General features: G+C 68.5%; 14 protein-coding genes. 6 read left to right on the forward strand and 8 right to left on the reverse strand.

What is annotated here, in order from left to right:
* The first annotated feature begins 100 nt into the window (after nucleotides 1-100).
* From ACZ32T_RS10785 to ACZ32T_RS10805, 5 genes are all read left to right on the forward strand, one after another.
* Nucleotides 101-1213 carry a substrate-binding domain-containing protein gene (locus ACZ32T_RS10785; protein ID WP_467263665.1) on the forward strand — a complete coding sequence of 371 codons (1113 nt, stop codon included), beginning with the start codon at nucleotides 101-103 and terminating at the stop codon, nucleotides 1211-1213.
* 188 nt (nucleotides 1214-1401) lie between these two features.
* On the forward strand, nucleotides 1402-2190 hold the full coding sequence (locus tag ACZ32T_RS10790) for an ATP-binding cassette domain-containing protein (protein WP_362939014.1): 789 nt from the start codon (nucleotides 1402-1404) through the stop codon (nucleotides 2188-2190).
* Nucleotides 2187-3464, forward strand: a complete 1278-nt coding sequence (locus ACZ32T_RS10795; protein ID WP_467366348.1) for a sugar ABC transporter permease — start codon at nucleotides 2187-2189, stop codon at nucleotides 3462-3464. Before ACZ32T_RS10790 ends, ACZ32T_RS10795 begins: the two co-directional genes overlap by 4 nt.
* A 182-nt stretch (nucleotides 3465-3646) precedes the next feature.
* The gene (dxs, locus tag ACZ32T_RS10800; RefSeq protein WP_467263669.1) at nucleotides 3647-5560 is read left to right on the forward strand and encodes a 1-deoxy-D-xylulose-5-phosphate synthase; all 1914 of its coding nucleotides are present in this window, start codon (nucleotides 3647-3649) and stop codon (nucleotides 5558-5560) included.
* A gap of 149 nt (nucleotides 5561-5709) precedes the next feature.
* Entirely contained in the window at nucleotides 5710-7212 is a 1503-nt protein-coding gene (locus ACZ32T_RS10805) for an amino acid permease (RefSeq protein WP_467263671.1), read from the forward strand.
* 7 nt (nucleotides 7213-7219) lie between these two features.
* Here ACZ32T_RS10805 and ACZ32T_RS10810 read toward each other — a convergent pair whose 3' ends face one another.
* The gene (locus tag ACZ32T_RS10810) at nucleotides 7220-7621 is read right to left on the reverse strand and encodes a PIN domain-containing protein (protein WP_467366350.1); all 402 of its coding nucleotides are present in this window, start codon (nucleotides 7619-7621) and stop codon (nucleotides 7220-7222) included.
* A gap of 17 nt (nucleotides 7622-7638) precedes the next feature.
* Nucleotides 7639-8733 carry an LCP family protein gene (locus ACZ32T_RS10815; protein ID WP_467263675.1) on the reverse strand — a complete coding sequence of 365 codons (1095 nt, stop codon included), beginning with the start codon at nucleotides 8731-8733 and terminating at the stop codon, nucleotides 7639-7641.
* Nucleotides 8734-9061: 328 nt separating this feature from the next.
* Here ACZ32T_RS10815 and ACZ32T_RS10820 point away from each other — a divergent pair, with 328 nt between their 5' ends.
* Nucleotides 9062-10186 (forward strand): PLL family lectin, encoded by a 1125-nt coding sequence (locus tag ACZ32T_RS10820; protein WP_467263677.1) that lies wholly within the window; start codon nucleotides 9062-9064, stop codon nucleotides 10184-10186.
* 78 nt (nucleotides 10187-10264) lie between these two features.
* Here ACZ32T_RS10820 and ACZ32T_RS10825 read toward each other — a convergent pair whose 3' ends face one another.
* The 6 genes from ACZ32T_RS10825 to ACZ32T_RS10850 all read right to left on the reverse strand — a co-directional run bounded on the left by ACZ32T_RS10825 (nucleotide 10265) and on the right by ACZ32T_RS10850 (nucleotide 20751).
* Nucleotides 10265-12274 carry a glycosyltransferase gene (locus ACZ32T_RS10825; RefSeq protein WP_467366352.1) on the reverse strand — a complete coding sequence of 670 codons (2010 nt, stop codon included), beginning with the start codon at nucleotides 12272-12274 and terminating at the stop codon, nucleotides 10265-10267.
* 34 nt (nucleotides 12275-12308) lie between these two features.
* Nucleotides 12309-13805, reverse strand: a complete 1497-nt coding sequence (locus ACZ32T_RS10830) for an SDR family NAD(P)-dependent oxidoreductase (protein WP_467263681.1) — start codon at nucleotides 13803-13805, stop codon at nucleotides 12309-12311.
* An 85-nt stretch (nucleotides 13806-13890) separates the two neighbouring features.
* Nucleotides 13891-15906, reverse strand: coding sequence for a hypothetical protein (locus tag ACZ32T_RS10835; protein ID WP_467263683.1), 2016 nt, complete (start codon nucleotides 15904-15906; stop codon nucleotides 13891-13893).
* 313 nt (nucleotides 15907-16219) lie between these two features.
* Entirely contained in the window at nucleotides 16220-17221 is a 1002-nt protein-coding gene (locus tag ACZ32T_RS10840; RefSeq protein WP_467366354.1) for a signaling protein, read from the reverse strand.
* Between the two features lie 183 nt (nucleotides 17222-17404).
* Nucleotides 17405-19534 (reverse strand): 3-hydroxyacyl-CoA dehydrogenase NAD-binding domain-containing protein, encoded by a 2130-nt coding sequence (locus ACZ32T_RS10845; protein ID WP_467366356.1) that lies wholly within the window; start codon nucleotides 19532-19534, stop codon nucleotides 17405-17407.
* Entirely contained in the window at nucleotides 19531-20751 is a 1221-nt protein-coding gene (locus ACZ32T_RS10850; RefSeq protein ID WP_362938973.1) for a thiolase family protein, read from the reverse strand. The genes ACZ32T_RS10845 and ACZ32T_RS10850 overlap by 4 nt, the downstream gene beginning before the upstream one ends.
* Nucleotides 20752-20880 lie beyond the last annotated feature (129 nt).

Here is a 20880-nt window from a genome sequence, read left to right on the forward strand (position 1 = left end):
TCATCTCGTTAAGTATTTACTCCTTGACGCTGACGTCGCGGCCGAGTTGACTTCCAGCCACCTCGGCCGCAACGTCGCGGCCTCGTCAGGGAGGTTCGAAATGAACACGCGTATGCGTCGTGCCGCCGTTGCCGTTGCCGCCACCACCATGGCCGTCTCTCTCGCCGCGTGCGGGAGCGCCAAGGAGTCCGGCGACAAGACCAGCTCGGAATCCGCGAAGAAGGGCGACGACCTCAAGATCGGTCTGCTCCTTCCCGAGAACGCCACGGCCCGCTACGAGAAGTTCGACAAGCCGATCATCGAGAAGAAGGTCAGCGAGCTGACCGGTGGCAAGGCGGAGGTCGTGTACTCCAACGCCCGCCAGGACGCCACGCTGCAGGCGCAGCAGGTCGACACCATGATCACCAACAAGGTCGACGCGTTGATCATCGACGCCGTCGACTCCAAGGCCATCGAGAACAGCGTCAAGAAGGCCAAGGACGAGGGCATCCCCGTCGTCGCCTTCGACCGTCTCGCCGAGGGCCCGATCGACGCCTACACCTCCTTCGACAACGAAGAGGTCGGCCGCGTGCAGGGCACCGCCCTGCTGGAGGCCCTGAAGGGCAAGACCAAGCCCAACGTCGTGATGATGCACGGCGCGATCACCGACCCGAACGCCGCGCTCTTCAAGAAGGGCGCCAAGTCGGTGCTCGACGGCAAGGTGACGTACGGCAAGGAGTACGACACCAAGGAGTGGAAGGCCGAGAACGCCAACGCCAACATGGAGGGTGCGATCACCTCCCTCGGCAAGGACAAGATCGACGGCGTCTACTCCGCCAACGACGGTCTGGCGGGTGGCATCATCCAGGCGCTCAAGTCCGCCGGCGTCACCGAGCTCCCGCCGATCACCGGCCAGGACGCCGAGCTCGCGGGTGTGCAGCACATCGTCGCCGGTGAGCAGTTCATGAGCGTCTACAAGTCGTACCCGCAGGAGGGCATCATCGCCGCGGAGATGGCCGTGGCGCTCGCCAAGGGCGAGAAGCTCGACTCGATCGCCACGTCCAAGGTCGACAACGCCAGCACGAAGGGCGTTCCGAGCGTCCTCGTCCCGGTCGTCTCGCTGACCAAGGACAACATCAAGGAAACCATCATCAAGGATGGCATCTGGACGATCGACGAGATCTGCACGGCCAAGTACAAGGCCGCCTGCGACTCGATCGGCCTGAAGAACTAACTGCCACCGCGCGACCGGCCCCGGCCGGTACAGCGCGGGCCCGAAGCCTGTCCGGTGCCCCGCCCACCAACTGTCCCGCTACCGGGCGGGGCGCCGGACGGAACGCTTCAACGGTTTTCTACTCTTCTGCTCGACCACCGCGCCTTCCCCCAGGCGCGGCATCCCCGCCGGGTCAGGCGGCGAAGGAGATGGTTCACGTGTCCGCTACGCCCGTGTTGGCGTTGCGAGGGGTCTCCAAGCGATTCGGTGCCGTCCAGGCGCTCACCGATGTAGAGCTTGAGGTCCACGCCGGTGAAGTGGTCGCCCTGGTGGGCGACAACGGCGCCGGTAAATCAACGCTGGTCAAGACGATCGCCGGGGTTCACCCGATCGATGACGGAGTCATCGAGTGGGACGGCCGGCCGGTCCAGATCAACAAGCCGAACGACGCCCAGAGCCTGGGCATCGCGACCGTCTACCAGGACCTCGCGCTCTGCGACAACATCGACGTCGTCGGCAACCTCTACCTCGGCCGGGAGATCCGTAAGTACGGAATCCTCGACGAGGTCGAGATGGAGCGCCGCTCCCGCGAGCTCCTGTCCACGCTGTCGATCCGCATCCCCAGCGTCCGCATCCCGATCGCCTCGCTCTCCGGCGGACAGCGCCAGACCGTCGCCATCGCCCGTTCCATGCTGGGTGAGCCCAAGCTCGTCATCCTCGACGAGCCGACCGCCGCCCTCGGCGTCGAGCAGACCGCGCAGGTCCTCGACCTGGTCGAGCGCCTGCGCGAGCGCGGTCACGCGGTCATCCTCATCAGCCACAACATGGCCGATGTGAAGGCCGTGGCCGACAAGGTCGCCGTGCTCCGGCTGGGCCGGAACAACGGGGTCTTCGATGTGAAGACCACCTCGCAGGAAGAGATCATCTCCGCCATCACGGGCGCCACGGAGAACGCCGTGACCCGTCGTGCGGCTCGTAACGCGGAGGTCAAGAAGTGACGACCGACAAGACGTCCACGGCTGTGGTCAACCCGGAGGCCGCCAAGGGCGCGGACACCGCGGTCGACCCCCGGCTGCTCGTGCGCGAGCAGGGCTTCGGCGGATACCTCATCGAGTTCAAGCGCAAGATGCGCGGTGGCGACCTCGGGTCGATCCCGGTAGTCATCGGCCTGATCATCATCTGCGTGGTCTTCCAGAGCCTGAACTCCGAGTTCCTCTCCGCGAAGAACATCAGCGACATCGCCGTGGCGATGGTGGCCACCGGCATGATGGCCGTCGGCATCATCTTCGTGCTGCTGCTCGGCGAGATCGACCTGTCGGTCGGTTCGGTCAGTGGTGTCTCAGGCGCCGTCGTGGCCGTGCTCAGCGTGACCAACGGCATGAACGAGTGGCTCGCCCTCGTCGTCGCGATCGTCAGCGGCGCGGTCATCGGTGCCATCCACGGCTTCTTCTTCGCCCGGATAGGCGCCCCCGCCTTCGCCGTCACCCTCGCCGGCCTGCTGTTCTGGCTGGGGCTCATGCTCCAGCTGCTCGGTGACACGGGCACGATCAACCTCGACAGCGACGGTGTGGTCGGCAAGCTGACCACGTACTACTTCACGGACGTCGCCGCCGCCTACGGTCTGGCCGCTCTCGCGGTGATCGCCTTCTTCCTCTCGGCGTTCCTGGACAGCCGTCGCCGTGAGGCCGCGGGCGTCCCCTCCCGGCCGCTCACCGACATCGTGGTGCGCACCGCCGTCCTCGCGGTGTTCGCCTTCGCCGCGGCGTACATGTTCAACCAGTACCGCGGTCTCCCGCTGGCCCTGGTCCTCTTCCTCATCGTCCTCGTCGGCACGGACTTCATGCTGCGCCGTACGACCTACGGGCGGAAGATCTTCGCCCTCGGCGGCAGCGTCGAGGCGTCCCGCCGCGCCGGTATCAACGTCACCGCGATCCGTGTCTCGGTCTTCGCCATCGCCGGCACCTTCGCGGCCATCGGCGGCCTCTTCTGGGCCTCCAAGATCGCGGCCGTCAACCAGGGCTCCGGCACCGGCGACCTCCTGATGAACGTCATCGCCGCGGCCGTCATCGGCGGCACCAGCCTCTTCGGAGGCCGGGGCCGCACCTGGAACGCCCTGCTCGGCGTGATGGTGATCGTCTCGATCCAGTACGGCCTGTCGCTGGAAGGCATCAAGACCCCGGTCCAGTACATGGTGACCGGCGCTGTGCTTCTCGCCACGGTCGTCATCGACTCCATCACCCGCAAGACGCAGAAGACCGCAGGCCGCGCCTGAGGCTCCTGACCGTCGCACCTGCGCACATGTGCCCGGCATCGTCCGTGATGCCGGGCACCCGCGCGTCCGGCGCGACCCGGCGCGGCGCGACGGAATGCGCCGCCCGATGACCGGGGCCGCCGGCGGAACATTAGACTCATCGGATCGGCAAGCTCGATCAGCTCACACGCAAGGAGGCACGGGTGGACCTGCTGACCCGCATCAGGGGACCGCGCGACCTGGACCGGCTCGGCCTCGAGCAGCTCGACCAGCTCGCCGGGGAGATCCGTACCTTCCTCGTCGAGGCGGTGTCCAAGACCGGTGGCCACCTCGGCCCGAACCTGGGCGTGGTCGAGCTGACCATCGCCCTGCACCGGGTCTTCGAGTCCCCGCAGGACAAGGTCCTCTTCGACACCGGCCACCAGAGCTACGTACACAAGCTGCTCACCGGCCGGCAGGACTTCTCGAAGCTCAAGAGCAAGGGCGGCCTCTCGGGATACCCGTCCCGTGCCGAGTCCGAGCACGACGTCATCGAGAACTCGCACGCCTCGACGGTCCTCGGCTGGGCCGACGGCCTCGCCAAGGCCAACGAGGTCCTGGGCAAGGACGACCACGTCGTCGCCGTCATCGGTGACGGCGCGCTCACGGGCGGTATGGCCTGGGAGGCGCTGAACAACATCGCCGCCGCCAAGGACCGCCCCCTCGTCATCGTCGTCAACGACAACGAGCGCTCGTACGCCCCGACCATCGGCGGCCTCGCGAACCACCTCGCCACCCTGCGCACCACCGACGGGTACGAGCGGTTCCTGGCCCGTGGCAAGGACCTCCTGGAGCGCACACCGGTCGTCGGCAGGCCGCTGTACGAGACCCTGCACGGCGCCAAGAAGGGTCTCAAGGACTTCATCGCCCCGCAGGGCATGTTCGAGGACCTCGGCCTGAAGTACGTCGGGCCCATCGACGGCCACGACATCGAGGCCCTGGAGTCCGCGCTCCAGCGGGCCAAGCGCTTCGGCGGCCCGGTCATCGTGCATTGCCTCACCGAGAAGGGCCGCGGCTACACCCCGGCCCTGGAGGACGAGGCGGACCGCTTCCACGCGGTCGGCAAGATCCACCCGGACACCGGCCTGCCGATCTCGACCTCCGGCCTCGACTGGACCTCGGTCTTCGGCGAGGAGATGGTCAAGCTGGGCCACGAGCGCGAGGACATCGTCGCCATCACGGCGGCCATGCTCCAGCCCGTCGGCCTCGGCAAGTTCGAGGAGGCCTTCCCGGACCGGATCTACGACGTCGGGATCGCCGAGCAGCACGGCGCGGTCTCCGCGGCCGGCCTGGCCACCGGCGGGCTCCACCCCGTCTTCGCGGTCTACGCGACCTTCCTGAACCGCGCCTTCGACCAGGTCCTCATGGATGTCGCCCTGCACAAGTGCGGCGTGACCTTCGTCCTGGACCGGGCGGGCGTCACGGGCACCGACGGCGCCTCGCACAACGGCATGTGGGACATGTCGATCCTCCAGTGCGTGCCGACCCTGCGCATCGCCGCCCCGCGCGACGCCGACCAGGTCCGCGCCCAGCTGCGCGAGGCCGTCGACGTGGACGACGCGCCCACCGTCGTCCGCTTCTCCAAGGGCGCGGTCGGCCCCGCGGTCAACGCCGTGGGCAAGGCCGGTGGCATGGACGTCCTCCGTAAGGCCGGCACGGACACGCCGGACGTCCTCCTGGTCTCCGTCGGCGCCCTCGCCCCGATGTGCCTGGAGATCGCCGCTCTGCTGGACGCCCAGGGCATCTCCACGACCGTGGTCGACCCGCGCTGGGTCAAGCCCGTCGACGAGGCGCTCGCCCCGCTCGCCGCGGAGCACCGGGTCGTCGTCACCGTCGAGGACAACAGCAGGGCCGGCGGTGTCGGTTCCGCCATCGCCCAGGCCCTGCGCGACGCGGACGTCGACGTACCGCTGCGCGACTTCGGCATCCCGCCGGTCTTCCTCGACCACGCCTCGCGCGGCGAGGTCATGGCCGAGATCGGGCTGACGGCACCGGACATCGCCCGCCAGGTCACCGGCCTGGTCGCCAAGCTCGACGGCCGTTACGAGAGCCGCGCCGTGGAACCCGTACGCGACTGACACCCGCCCACCGCACGGCTCCGGGCCGGTCGGCCACCCCACTCGGGTGGTCCGACCGGCCCATTCGCGTGAAATCGGGGCGTACCGCACATTCGAGGGCGATCCCTTCCGAATCATGGCGTGCACGACGAGTGCGTGGAGGTACGCCGGTGAGCACGCAGCAGGACACGCCCCCCAGCGGAAAGGGACTGTTCCGGACCAAGACGGTCGAACAGTCCATCCGTGATACCGAGGAACCGGAGCACGCGCTCAAGAAGTCCCTCTCCGCACTGGACCTCACGGTCTTCGGAGTGGGTGTCATCATCGGCACCGGGATCTTCGTCCTCACGGGCAAGGTCGCCAAGGAGACGGCGGGCCCGGCCACGGCGCTGGCCTTCGTCGCGGCGGGCATCGTCTGCGCGCTGGCCGCCCTCTGCTACGCCGAATTCGCCTCCACCGTCCCGGTGGCCGGATCGGCGTACACCTTCTCCTACGCCTCACTGGGCGAGCTGGTCGCCTGGATCATCGGCTGGGACCTGGTGCTGGAATTCGCGCTGGGCACGGCGGTGGTGGCGGTCGGCTGGTCCGGATACGTCCGCTCGCTCCTGGACAACATCGGCTGGACGATGCCGGAGGCGCTCTCCGGCCCGGACGTGGCGAGCGGCTTCGGCTTCGACATCCTGGCGTTCGCCCTGGTGCTGATCCTGACCGTCATCCTGGTCCTCGGCATGAAGCTCTCCGCCCGGGTGACCACGGTCGTGGTGGCGATCAAGATCGCGGTCGTGCTGATCGTGATCATCGCCGGGCTGTTCTTCATCGACGCGTCCAACTACTCGCCCTTCATCCCCGAGGCCGAGGGCCAGACCTCGGGCTCGGGCCTTGACGCGCCGCTGGTCCAGCTGATCTTCGGCTACGAGCCCACCAACTTCGGCGTCATGGGCATCTTCACCGCCGCGTCCATCGTCTTCTTCGCCTTCATCGGCTTCGACGTCGTGGCGACGGCGGCCGAGGAGACCAAGCTCCCGCAGCGGGACATGCCGCGCGGGATCCTCGCCTCACTCGTCATCTGCACGCTGCTCTACGTCGCCGTGTCGATCGTGGTCACCGGCATGCAGCACTACTCCGAACTCTCCGTCAGCGCTCCGCTCGCCGATGCGTTCAAGGCCGTCGGACACCCCTTCTACGCGGGCGTCATCAGCTTCGGCGCCGCGGTCGGACTCACCACGGTCTGCATGATCCTGCTGCTCGGCCAGACCCGGGTGTTCTTCGCGATGAGCCGTGACGGGCTGCTCCCGAGGTTCTTCTCGGTGACGCACCCGCGCTTCCACACCCCGTACCGCCCGACCATCCTGCTCGGCGTGATCATCGCGATCGTGGCCGGCTTCACGAGCATCAACGAGCTGGCGACGCTGGTGAACATCGGCACGCTCTTCGCGTTCGTGGTCGTGGCCCTCGGCGTCATCGTCCTGCGCCGCACCCGCCCCGATCTCCACCGCGCCTTCCGGACCCCGTGGGTGCCGCTGCTCCCGATCGTGTCGGTGGCGGCCTCGGTCTGGCTGATGCTGAACCTGCCCGCGGAGACCTGGCTGCGGTTCGGCATCTGGATGGCGATCGGCGTGCTCATCTACTTCGTGTACGGGCGCAGGAACAGCCGTATGTCGAAGTCCTCCTGACCTCATGTCAGGCACCGTGGGGCGGCGGCAGCGGCCGTACCGTACGGGGGCCCACGCACCGGGCCCCGTACGCCTCGGCCCGCTGCCGCAGTCCGCGGTCGGCCGTGACCACGACGCAGGGCCGTACGTCCTGGGCGGCGGCGGCCAGGGCGGCGATCAGATCGTCCCCGCTGCCGGACGCCGCCTCCACGCGTACGCCCGGCACGGACGCGACCTGCCGCGCGGCGCCCTCCACGACGAGCACGAGCTCGACGGGACCGGGGTGGCCGGGCAGCCCCTCGGCGGCGTACGGGACGAGTGAGTCCCGCAGCCGCTCGGCCGCACCGTGCCGGTCGCGCCACCACCCGTCAGGGACGGACCCCACCACATTGGCGCTGTCGACGATCACCAGGGTCCTCTCACCGGTCATCCCCGAAGGATGCCAGGTCAGCCGCCGGTGGCCGGAGACTTCTTGGCCGACTCGGGGATCGTGCCGTCCTTCCGGATCGCTTCCCACAGGTCGCCGGCCTGCGGCTCGGCGGCCACGACGCGGTTCGGATCCTGCTTGTCGTAGGCGACGGGCAGCATGATCGTGTCCATGGTGGAGGGATCGACGCCGTTCATCGAGCGGGCGAACTCCGCGAGCGAGGTCAGCGAGGCGAGACCCTCGTCGGTCGTGAGCGACTTGGTCGCGGAGTTCGCGATCTTGTAGGTGCTCGTCGGACTGCCCAGCAGGTCCTGCGACTTGATCTCCGTCAGCAGGGCGAGCAGGAACTGCTGCTGGAGCCCGATGCGGCCGAGGTCGCTGCCGTCCCCGACGCCGTGCCGGGTGCGGACGTAGGCGAGCGACTCGGTGCCGTTGAGCTTGTGCGTGCCGGCGGTGAGGTCCAGCCCGGAGGACTTGTCCTTGATCGGCTCCTCGACCTTGACCGTGACGCCGCCTATCGCGTCGACCAGATCCTTGAACCCGGCGAAGTTGATCTCCAGGTAGTGGTCGATCCTGACCCCGGACATCTTCTCCACGGTCTTCACCACGCAGGCCGGACCGACCTGGGAGTAGACGGAGTTGAACATGACGCGCTCCGCCGACGCCATCGTGGAACCGTCACCCTTGACGCACTCGGGCCGGGTCACGAGGGTGTCGCGCGGGATGGACACGGCGACGGCCTCGGTGCGGCCCTCGGGTATGTGCACCACCAGCGCGGTGTCGGACCGCGCACCGCCGACGGCGCCGCCACCCCCGAGCTCCTTGTTCTCCGCCCCGGCGCGTGAGTCGGAGCCGAGGACGAGCAGGTTCTGACCGGTGGTGGGGAGCTTCTCCGGACGGTCCTCGCCGAGCGCCTTGTTGATGTCGACGCCCTTGATGTTGCTGTTGAGGTCGTCGTACATCCAGTACGCCGTACCGCCGCCCGCGAGCAGGAGCACGAGCAGGACCCCGAGCGTGATCTTGAGGCCGCGGCGGCGCTTGTGTTCCTTCTTGCGGCCGCGCTTCGGCGCTTCTGCCCGTCGTGAGGCGCGTGGGGGTGCGGCGTCGTGGCTCATCCTGCGCGAGTCCCTTGGTCTGTGGCCCATGCGGACCGGGTACGGAGTCGGGGACTCGGGTGGGGCCGGTCCATGCGTGTGGGGACGCTGAGTGTGCACTATAGACATATTTTCGATTCTCGTGTACTTCTTCACGCAACCTTCAGGGCGCCCTCCCGACTTGTTCCGCCTCGCGTGATAAGGCCGCCACTTCGCGCTGGGCCGGGAGCGCCTGTGCCGGCGGCGGCCGGGGCTTCTATGATGGGTCGTGTGTTCGGTTTTCCGCGTGCCGGAACGCAGGCGGGACCGGGCGCGGGGCCGAGAAGCTCGGGAAGGACAACCTCACGTCATGCCGGTCAGATCCAGGCGCGCCAACCAGGGGAAGGCACCGGTCCAGGAGACCGCGAGCCGCGACACCGGCGCGCATCACGCGGTGCGGGAGGTGGCCGGCGGCCGCTGGCTCGTTCTGGGCAAGGACGGCAGGCTCAGTGCCTACGCCCTGGGGGACGAGGGAGTGCTCCGCTGGACGGAGTCGCGTCCCGGGAGCTCCGAGTGGGCCGGGCCGGAACTCCTGCCCGTAGCTGGACTGACCTCCCTCGTGGTGGCTCAGGGCCCTGACGGTTTCGTTCACTTCGTGGGTCGTCGCGCTGTACACGCCGACGGCGGCCCGCCGGTCGTCGATCTGATGAGTGCCACCCAGTTCCAGACCGGCCGCCCCGTCACTCAGTGGCGCTCCCTCGGCAATCCGCACGGCGAACAGGCGAAGGCCGCGCTTCTCGGTGTACCGGCCGCAGGGGTGGACGCGGCGGGGATGGTGCACGTCTTCGTACGGAACGAAAGCGGCGGCCTGCACCTGCGCTGTGAGAAGGCGGGCGGCAAGTGGGAGGCCTGGCAGGATCTGAAGGTCCGGCGGGTCCAGGACGGTACGGCAGTCGTGACCACCACGTCCGGGCGGGTGGAAGTCCTCGCTCCGGCCGCAGGGGCGACCCTGCGGCTGAGCCGGCGCGAGTCGGGCGGTGCCTATCAGCAGGACCAGGACATCCCCTTCGCGCACACCCCGGGCAGCGCCGTCGCACTTGAGACAGCGCAGGAGAGAGTCACCTACTACTGGGCGGACGAGTCCACGGGCGGAGTCGTCGCCTATCGCCCTGGGACCTGGGCGATTCCGCTGGGTGGCTACCCGTCCACCGGGCCCGTCGCGGCCATGCGGGCCGTGCTCGACGGCTACGACTGCACCGTGCTCGCCCACAGCACGCCCGACGGGCAGGTGATGCTCACCGCGTGCGGCACGGAGAACGAGGGCGGCGGCGTGTGGTGGTCACCCACCGGTGAGTACTGCACGGGTGGTCCGGCGCTCGCTCACGACGCCTACGGGCGGGTGGTGCTCGCGCTCATAGGGAGGGACGGCGAGCTGCGTATCGCGCGGCAGAACCGCGAGTCCGGTCTGGCCCTGGACCCGTCCGTCCAGGTCTGAGGACCGCGGGGCGGGAGGGACCGAGGACGCGCGGGACCCTCCCGCAATCCCGCCTGCGGACGGTGGGCCGACGTGGGATCAGGAAGCGAGCTTGAGCCCGATCGACAGGTAGTTGCTGTCCGTGTAGTACGGGTGGAACGCCACCGATCGCCCCTGAGGGGTGGCGACGGACCGCTTCGGGAAGACGTTGACGGGCTTGCGCTTGACGATGTCGTCGCCGAAACGGCCGATCCGCAACCGGTGCGCCGTGCCCGTGACCGTCAGGTTTCCCGGAATGCTCAGGGAGAGATCCCAGATGGTGTCGAGCTCGACCATCCTGTCGGCGTACTGCTGGAGGTCCATGGTGAAACTCGCACCCCCGTTCGAGAACGCGCACGGGATCGTGAAGAACGACTCCTTGTTCTTCCGGCTCTGGGCGATGATGTGGGCACCGTCCCCGGCGACGTCCACCTGTGGGCCTCCCTGGGCGGCGTCGACTCCCAGCGCGAAGATCTGCACGTTCAGATGCGAACCGGCCGTCTCGACGGAGAGGACCTCCGCGTGCGCGGGAAACTCGCGGGAGACGATCTGAAGGTACCCGCCGTCCTCGGAACGGGTGAAGGAGCGGAAGCGCACCGGACTCGCATGCGCAGGGCTGGAGATGAGTGAATTCGCCGACTGCTGGAGCTCCTTGATCTTCACCCGCCGCATCACTCCGTCGTCCTCACGGCGCAGGAGAACGTTCCAGGTGCCCTGGGCCAGCCGGAGATGCCCCGGTATCGTCACGTAGTGGCCGTTGGACGTCTGTTCCGCGGCCCCCGCCATCAGTGCCTGCCGTCCGTCCGCCGCGTTCACGCACAGGACGGTGAAGCGGCTGCCGGGCGCACAGGTGGGGTCGACGACGAATTCGAGGTCTCCCGCGGACGTGGCCCGGCACAGGGCCTCGGGCCGGTAGTCGCGTGCCATGAGCAGGCGGGAGAGGTACGCCTCGTACGTCTGCGCCTGGGCCTCGTTGCTGTAGTTACGGGCCTTCTCAGCCGCGTTCGCACCGAGTTGCACCCGCGTGTCGGCGTCTCCCATGAGCCAGTCGAGGTTCTTGGCGAACGCGTCGACGTCCCCGACGGGGGACAGGGCGCCGTCCACCCCGTCGGAGATGATCTCGGAGGGACCGTGCGGGCCGGCGGTGCTGAGCACCGGGACCCCACAGGTCATTGCTTCCACGATCGTCAGGCCGAACGTCTCGTCCGTGGAAGTCGACGTGTGCAGTGCCGACTTGGCGAGTTCCTCACGGAGGTGCCTGGTGTGCCCCATGAGAAGGATGCGCTCGGTCGCCCCGAGATCGTCGATGAGCTTACGGAGCTTCGGCTTCTCCACACCGCTGCCGTAGATGCGCAGTGTCCAGTCGGGATACTTCCTGCCGAGCTGCGCGAAGGCGTTGATGAGGAGGTCGAACCGCTTCCAGTCGACCATGCGTCCGGATGAGGTGACGATGCGGGATTCCCGCACGTCGGACCGCATGAACGTGCTGGTGACCGCGTTGGGGACGGCATGGAAGTCGGTCCCGACCGCGCCGTAGGCGTCCCGGTGGGTCTGGGCGTCCTTCGCGGTCACCGTCACGAAGCCGTCCAGCTGCGGGATGGCGAGGTCCAGCATCTTCCGCGAAGCCGGGCTCTGGTGGTGGTAGTGCGTGTGCGCCTGGCCCAGGGTGACGTACTTTCCGGTCCCCAGGATGGTCAGGAGCGCGATGGTGTTGGGCGCCGTCGCGATGATGACGTCGGCATCGGCACTCTGCAGATAGACGGCGGCACGTTCGTCCATGAGCTTGCTGTAGCGGTTCGGGTCCTCGGGCTTCCACCCGGCACCGGGGCAGTGCTCCGTGGCGACCGAGTGCATCGGATGATCGAGGTCCGAGGAGCCCTTGCGGGTGTCCACGAGCGTGCGCAGCTTGATGCGCGGGTCGAACCGGAGCGGCGGGACGTCGTGGTACTGGAAGACGCTCACCAACTCCACCTCGTGCTGCCTGGCGGCGAGGGAGTTGGCGAGGGTCTGGGTGGCGACGGACGTACCGGCCTGGCCGTAGGCGCTGTACATCAGAAAAGCGATCTTCACGTGGTCCTCCTGGATCAGTGGCCGTGGGCCCGGCTCAGACGGGCTGATTCTCGGAGTGGTGCAGGACCTGCGAGAGCGCTGACTCGAATGCCGAGTCGGAGGCCGCCGTCGGATCCTGCCGGCGTACGTCGATCACATGGCCCGTCATCCCGGAGAGGAGTACGTCCAGAGAGCTGCGCGCGACCTCTTCCGAGGAGAGCAGCGAACCGCTCGGCTCCTGCCCGAACGCCTTGGTCCGCATCGGGGTCGCGGTCCGCTCCGGATTCACACAGTTGACCCGTATGCCGTCCTCGGCCCACTCGTCGGACAGCGCCTGGGTGAGGTTCACCATGGCGGCCTTCGTGGAGGAGTACAGGCTGTACTCCGCGCGCCCCCGGGTGTAGCTGCTGGATGTGAAGAGCAGCAACTGCCCGCTGGTCTCCGCGAGGTACTTGTACGCGGTGCGGGCGATGTTCACGGGCGCGAGGTAGTTGACCTCCAGCGCTTCGCGGACCGTGGAGTCGTCGGCCTCATCGAGCCGGCCGATCCGGAGAACGCCCGCTGTGTTGACGACGAAGTCGATCCTGCCCGTCTCCGCGTACGCCTTGGCGAAGGCCTCGTCCACGTGGTCGGGGTTCTCGACGTGGGTGCCGGTCGTGGAGCGTCCGAGGGCGTGGACCCGCGCCCCGTACCTCTCCGCGAGCCTGGCGATGTCGCCGCCGATTCCGTACGAGCCACCGAACACGAGCATGGTTCTGCCCGCCAGCCGCTCCCGGTAGAAGTCGTCACCACCGGGCGCGGGGACCGTCGTGGAGGCCAGCTGGAACAGCTTGTCGGCGATGAAGACGTCTACCGGCTGGGTGACCTTCATGTTGTACTCGTCGCCCGCCACCACGTGGACGGGTACCTCGGGCAGGTACTTCACGACGACCGAGCAGTCGTCGGTCGCCTGGAAGAACGGGTCGGCGGCCGCCCGTTCGTACGCCGCGCGGATGGTGGACAGCCGGAATCCCTGCGGGGTCTGCCCCCGCCTGAGCCTGGCACGGTCGGGAACCTCGGTGATGAACTCGCCCGCGTCCCCGTGCGTTCTGGTCACGATCACGGTGTCGGCGGACGGGATGGCCACGTCCACGGCGTGGTAGCGGTCCAGCGCCACCACACATTCCCTGACCACGCGCTGGGACAGCAGGGGACGTACGGCGTCGTGGAACAGCAGATTGCAGTCCTCGCCCGCGCCGAGCCGCCCGGACACCGCCCGGATCGCGATGTTGGTCGTCTCGCTGCGGGTGCTGCCCCCGGCCAGGACCGCCGACACCTTGCGCAGCCCGGCCCCGGTGACGATCTGCTTCGCCTCGGCCGTATGGCTCGGTGTCATCAGCACGATCACGTCGTCGATGTCCGGAGCGTTCTCGAAGACGCGCAGCGTGTGCTCCAGGATCGACTTCCCCGCGATCTTCAGGAGCTGCTTCGGGATGGCGAGCCCGATCCGCCGGCCGGTACCACCGGCGAGAACAACTGCGACGGTACGGCGACGGGTGGCGCGCGTGGTCAAGACGTTCCTGCTTCCTGTTTGCGGTGAGGGTGAGCGAGAGGCCCGGACGGGGGCGGAGAGCCTCGCGTGCGCGGCGACGGTGACGTCAGGCCGGCTGGTGGGGCTGCTGTTCGGGGAAGCCGTGCTGGTCCCCGTACTCGACCGGGAAGTCCCGCAGTCCGCGATGGTAGAGATCGTTCGCGGCGTGGGCGAAGCGGACGGTCGACGGCGGACTGTCCGGGCCCAGCAGGTATTCCTTGAGCTGCTCCCGGTAGGGGGCCATCACGTCCTGGTCCACGGAGAACATGGCGGTGAGGGCCGTTTCCAGGCCGTTGCACTCGGCATCGAGCAGGTACGAGGCGTAGGCGGTCCGCTGCTCGTTCCTGAACTCCGCGTCCGGCAGGCCCTCCAGGTTGAAGATCGCGTACGGCTTCCTGGTCGCCACGAAGTCCGAGACCACGCTCGACATGTCGCCGATGAGCAGGTCCGAATGGTTGAAGCAGTCGTACAGGGTGGGCACCCGCTCCGTCACCACATGGTGGGCGTCGACGGGCAGGGAGTCCCAGTAGAGCGTGCCGGCCTGGTCACGGAACTTGCGGATCCGGGTGGTCCGCTCCTCCTCGGTCAGGTCCGGGTACTTGGAGCGGACACCGCGCTCCTGGAGAGCGGCGAGCCGCTTGTCGATGCGCGCCAGCCTGCGGGCGGCGGCCTTCGAGTCCATGACCTTCCGGCCGAACCTGCGGGCGTTGTCCTCCTGCAGGAGCGCGATGATGCGCCGGTGCGCGGCCGCCGCGGCGGGAGAACGCGTACCCGTCAGCGGGTGGGGCTTGTATATGACCCTCAGCTGACGCTCGTGCGAGAGCAGCATGCGGATGAGCTGCTCACCGGCGGGGATGACCGAGGTGTAGCAGGCGTCGTCGGTCCAGCCCTCCCAGGTGGGGGCGTAGATGACGGTGGGCGTCTCGTTGCTGACCGACCCCGTCCACCGGCGCAGCGGCATGAGCTGCGGACGTCCGACCTCCACGATCTGGTTCGGGGACACGGCGTGCTTGATGCGTTCGTAGCGGTCGCGGCCGGCGCGGCCGGCGACCCAGATCTCGTCGAAGACCTTGCTCACGCGGTTGCTGCTGGCCAGCTTGTCGCTGTCGCCGTGGCCGATGAAGACGTGCTTGACCTCGTGGCGCTGCAGCATGTGGACGTTCTTGCCCGCGTTTCCCGGGTAGAGGGTGACGCGGAGCTCCGGCATCTCGACCCGTGCCAGGTTCTCGGCCTTCGGGACGCAGATGACCGGCACGGAGGTGGCGTCCAGGAAGCGCAGCGTCGCCCGCTCGCGCAGGACGATGATCGGGCGCAGATCCATCGCCTCCAGCGACTCCAGCCACATGTTCACCTGGTACATGAAGTCCCGGGAGACCGCGGCGAAGGTGAAATAGAGCGCGACCTGGGGCCGGTACTGCGCGAGCTGCCAGTTCAGCTCGTCCAGGGCATCGTCGGGGGTGGGCAGGACCAGTGCGTTCCTGGCTCCCGGCAGCAGGACCAGCACCGCGACGACAGACAGCCAGACGGCCGCGATCCCCCCGAACGTGACGTAGCGCCAGTCGTCCGTGGCAATGGTGCCGATGGCGCCGGCGACCAGGGGGACGTCCAGGTGGAGCATCTTGCGGACGTGCTTGTTCATCAGGAACGGGTGCGGCAGGCGACGGATCCCCAGCGCCTCCAGGTCCAGTCCACGCGTGGTGAAGGGCAGCGCCGCGCGCTCGGACCGGACCCGCTTGAGCAGGGCTCCGTAGACGAGTTGCAGTACGAAGAGGAGGAGCAGTCCGACCGTCGTCATCTGCACGACGAACGAGTCGAGGTCGATCATGACGCCGCAGAGGGCGAGCAGCAGGAACTGACGGATCAGGAAACGGATGGTGAGACCGAAACGGGAGTCCCTGAGGCGGTCCAGCGTCGAGGACTGGGCGGTGTGAAGGAGGAGGTCCGCTCCGTAGCTGACTGCTGCGGCGTAGGCGAAGACAGGAAGGGAAACCATCACGACCGCCACCATCATGGTGACGAAACTGCCCACCAGCGCGGCTGTGATCAGAATACCGAGCGCGGCTTGGCGCTGTGGCTTGCCCATCGGGGGACAGCCCCTCCTTCAGTGATCGTGCGAACGCACGGCGACGGTGCCGGCGGGAGCAGGGAGTGCCGCACGTCATCACAGTGGGGGCCGAACCGCGGAATCTATCCGAGAGGCGGACGGTGCGTATGGAGCTCGTGAAGCATCAGACCGAACTGTAGACAGTCGAGAAAGATTTAGTGAACTTTCAGAGGGGAAAAGTCGAACATTTGACGACCGGATACCGAACAGTTATGAACCGCTTGCTTTTCGTGATCGCATACAGGGTGACTCTCACGCTCGGTGACCATCGGGCCGACATGAGTGCCCGTCGCTACGACGGACACGCGTAGACCGCGAGTCGTCGTCGCTCCCCGGACTTCACCGAGAACGCCACGCACAGCCCCTGGTCGGGCCCGGGCCGAACGGCGAGACCCTCCGGCTCCCGGAAGGGCAGGCGTGGGGCGACGGAGACCTTGCGTCGCCCCACGGTCTTCCCGCTGCGCATGTCGATGGCCGACACGAAGGTGTTCCCTCCGCCTGCCGGTGGATTGTCTCCGCCCGTCTCCGAGTAGGGCGTCCCCGTGAGTTGGTAGATGAGGTCCTTGTGCACGGCGCAGCCCTGGAGCGTCTCCCCGTCACGCAGGGCGAGGTTCGGGAGATCCGCCAGGGCACGGTACGAGCCGGACAGGAATTCGTCGAGGGCGTACGCCGTATAGCGGTGGGCGTCGCCCGCCCGATGGCTCACCAGAACACGGTTGGCGGCGACGTCGACGGCCGGGTGGATCCGATGGCTGCGAGGCAGCGGCCGGTGGTGACGAACCGCAGCTGACGAGCTGTCCAGCACCGTGTCGTGGCGGAAGGGGATCCGCGCCACGGCACGTCCGTACCCGGTCCGTCCGTCGGCGTCGGATTCCACCCAGAGCTGGGGACCCGTGCCGGACGGCTCCACGCCCATCGAGATCCCGTGCCCGAATCCGCGCAGGTACATGTGCTGTGGTGCCGCGCCGCCGTGGCGATGGGCAGTGACACACATGTCGCCGGCCAGCCGACGTGCCTTCCCGGACATCGTCCGCCGCTCGTCGGCCAGCCGGACCCCGCCTTGCATGACCTGGAGCGAGAACAGCCGTCCGTGCTCGTCGAAGGCGATCGACTGCGGCCCGGTGGTGTGGTGCAGCGGGGTGGGGGGCAGCAGCTCCGAAGCCGCGTCGATGTCGAACGATCCGACAGTGCCGACGTTGCCCGCGGCGTGCCGCTCCCGACGGCCGAACGCCACCCCGACAACAGTGGCGGCGACCACGGTGCTGCCGCCCGCCAGCACTGCTCTCCGGCTCATCGGCCTCTGGGAGGTGGCCATGACTGCGCGCGACCGTCGATTCTTCGGGGAACGGGTGGCCCGTCCATGCTTTGGGGTGAGGTGCGGCATTCTGTCACGGGTCCGCCTGGTCCGGAAACTTCGGCAACAGAGGAAGGGTACGGCCCGTTGCCGAGCCGTACCCTTCGCCTCCGTCGGCAGGTGTTACGCCGGGACGCTCGCCACGCCCCGCGCCAGGAACGGCTTGCCGTTCACCCGCTCCGAGACGCCCTCACGGTCCAGGTACGGCGTGATGCCGCCCAGGTGGAAGGGCCAGCCCGCGCCGGTGATCAGGCAGAGGTCGACGTCCTGCGGCTCGGCGACGACGCCCTCGGCCAGCATCAGGCCGATCTCCTGCGCCACCGCGTCCAGGACGCGGTCGCGGACCTGGTCCTCCGTCAGGACGGTGTCGCCCTGCGTGAGGAGGGCGGCGACCTCGGGGTCGAGGACCGGCGCGCCGGAGTCGTAGACGTAGAAGCCGCGCTTGCCCGCCTTGACGACCGCCGCGAGGTTCTCGGAGACCGTGAAGCGGTCCGGGAACGCGCGGTTCAGGGTCTCGGAGACGTGCAGGCCGATGGCCGGGCCGACCAGCTCCAGCAGCACCAGCGGGGACATCGGCAGGCCGAGGGGCTCGATGGCCTTCTCCGCCGTCTCGACCGGGGTGCCCTCGTCGATGATGTTCTGGATCTCGCCCATGAAGCGGGTGAGGATGCGGTTGACGACGAACGCCGGGGCGTCCTTCACCAGCACCGCGGTCTTCTTCAGCTTGCGGGCGACGCCGAAGGCGGTGGCCAGCGAGGCGTCGTCGGTCTGCTCGCCGCGGACGATCTCCAGGAGCGGCAGGACCGCGACCGGGTTGAAGAAGTGGAAGCCGACGACCCGCTCCGGGTTCTTCAGCTTCGACGCCATCTCGGTGACCGAGAGGGAGGAGGTGTTGGTGGCGAGGATCGCGTGCGCCGGGGCGACCGCCTCGACCTCCGCGAACACCTGCTGCTTGACGCCGATCTCCTCGAAGACGGCCTCGATGATGAAGTCGGCGTCGGAGAAGCCCTCCGCCTTGTCCAGCACACCGGAGACCAGGGCCTTGAGGCGGTTGGCCTTGTCCTGGTTGATACGGCCCTTGCCGAGCAGCTTCTCGATCTCGGCCCGGACGTAGCCCACGCCCTTGTCGACGCGCTCCTGGTCGATGTCCGTGAGGACGACCGGGACCTCCAGGCGCCGCAGGAACAGCAGGGCGAGCTGGCTGGCCATCAGGCCCGCGCCCACCACGCCGACCTTGGTGACCGGGCGGGCCAGGGACTTGTCCGGGGCGCCGGCCGGGCGCTTGGCGCGCTTCTGGACCAGGTTGAAGGAGTAGATCCCGGAGCGCAGCTCGCCGCCCATGATCAGGTCCGCGAGGGCCTGGTCCTCGGCGTCGAAGCCGGCGGACAGGTCGCCGTTCTTGGCCGCGGCGATGATCTCCAGCGCGCGGTACGCGGCGGGGGCCGCCCCGTGCACCTTGGAGTCGGCGATCGCCTTGCCGCGGGCGACGGCCTGGTCCCAGGCGTCACCGCGGTCGACCTCGGGACGCTCCACCGCGATCTCGCCCTTGAGGACGGACGCGGTCCAGATCAGCGACTGCTCCAGGAAGTCCGCGCCCTCGAAGATCGCGTCGGCGATCCCGAGCTCGAAGACCTGCTTGCCCTTGAGCTGACGGTTCTGGTTGAGGGAGTTCTCGATGATCACCGAGACGGCGCGGTCGGCGCCGACCAGGTTGGGGAGCAGCACGCAGCCGCCCCAGCCGGGGACCAGACCGAGGAAGACCTCCGGCAGCGAGAACGCCGGCAGCGCCGAGGAGACGGTGCGGTACGAGCAGTGCAGCCCGATCTCGACGCCACCGCCCATCGCCGCGCCGTTGTAGTACGCGAACGTCGGGACCGCGAGGCCGGAGAGGCGGCGGAAGACGTCGTGGCCGCCCTTGCCGATGGCCAGCGCGTCCTTGTGCTCCTTGAGGAGCTCGACGCCCTTGAGGTCCGCGCCGACCGCGAAGATGAACGGCTTGCCGGTCACACCGACACCGGTGATCGAACCTTCGGCCGCCTCCTTCTCGACCTGGTCGACGGCGGCGTTCAGGTTCGCCAGCGACTGCGGGCCGATGGTGGTCGGCTTGGTGTGGTCGAAGCCGTTGTCCAGCGTGATGAGGGCGAAACGGCCCGCGCCGCCGGGAAGGTCGAGGTGGCGTACGTGCGCCTGCGTGACGACCTCGTCGGGGAACAGCTCGGCCGCGCCCTTCAGAAGCTCAGTGGTGGAGCTCACTTGTTGCCTCCGTTGAAGTTCGGGTTCTCCCAGACGACGGTCGCGCCCATGCCGAAGCCGACGCACATGGTCGTCAGGCCGTAGCGGACCTCCGGCTGCTCCTCGAACTGGCGGGCCAGCTGAGTCATCAGGCGGACGCCGGACGAGGCGAGCGGGTGACCGTAGGCGATAGCGCCGCCGTACTGGTTGACGCGCTGGTCGTCGTCGGCGATGCCGTAGTGCTCCAGAAAGGCGAGCACCTGCACGGCAAAAGCCTCGTTGATCTCGAAGAGACCGATGTCGTCGATGGAGAGACCGGCCTTGGCGAGGGCCTTCTCCGTCGCCGGGATCGGGCCGTAGCCCATGACCTCCGGCTCGACACCCGCGAAGGCGTACGACACGAGGCGCATCTTGACCGGGAGGCCCAGCTCGCGGGCGGTCTCCTCGGAGGCGAGCAGCGAGGCGGTGGCGCCGTCGTTGAGACCCGCGGCGTTACCGGCCGTCACGCGGCCGTGGGCGCGGAACGGGGTCTTCAGGCCGGCCAGCGACTCCAGGGTCGTGCCCGGGCGCATCGGCTCGTCGGCGGTGACCAGGCCCCAGCCCGTCTCCCCGGCTTCGGCGTTGGTGCGGCGCACGGAGACCGGCACCAGGTCCTGCTGGATCTTGCCGTTGGCGTACGCCTTGGCGGCCTTCTCCTGCGAGCGGACCGCGTACTCGTCGGCGCGCTGCTTGGTGATCGAGGGGTACCTGTCGTGCAGGTTCTCCGCGGTCATGCCCATGAAGAGGGCGGACTCGTCGACCAGCTTCTCCGACACGAGACGCGGGTTCGGGTCCACGCTCTCACCCATCGGGTGGCGGCCCATGTGCTCGACACCGCCGGCGATGACGACGTCGTACGCGCCGAAGGCGATGGAACCGGCCGTCGAGGTGACGGCGGTCAGGGCGCCCGCACACATGCGGTCGATGGAGTAACCGGGTACCGACTGCGGCAGACCGGCCAGGATTCCGGCGGTGCGGCCGAGCGTGAGGCCCTGGTCGCCGATCTGCGTGGTCGCGGCGATGGCGACCTCGTCGATCTTCGCGGGGTCCAGGTCCGGGTTGCGGCGCAGCAGCTCCCGGATGGCCTTCACGACGAGATCGTCGGCGCGGGTCTCGTGGTAGATGCCCTTCGGGCCCGCTTTGCCGAACGGGGTGCGGACGCCGTCGACGAAGACGACGTCCCGGATGGTACGAGGCACGGTGGCTCTCCTCCAGGGTGCGGGATGGCACTGCTGCGGGCGCACGCATCGGCGCGCCACGCCCCTCATGCTACTTGCGGGTAACCGGACTGCCCACCCCCCACCACCGGAGCGGTGAACGTCACATGC

This window comes from Streptomyces sp. NPDC023573 (genome assembly GCF_055559735.1).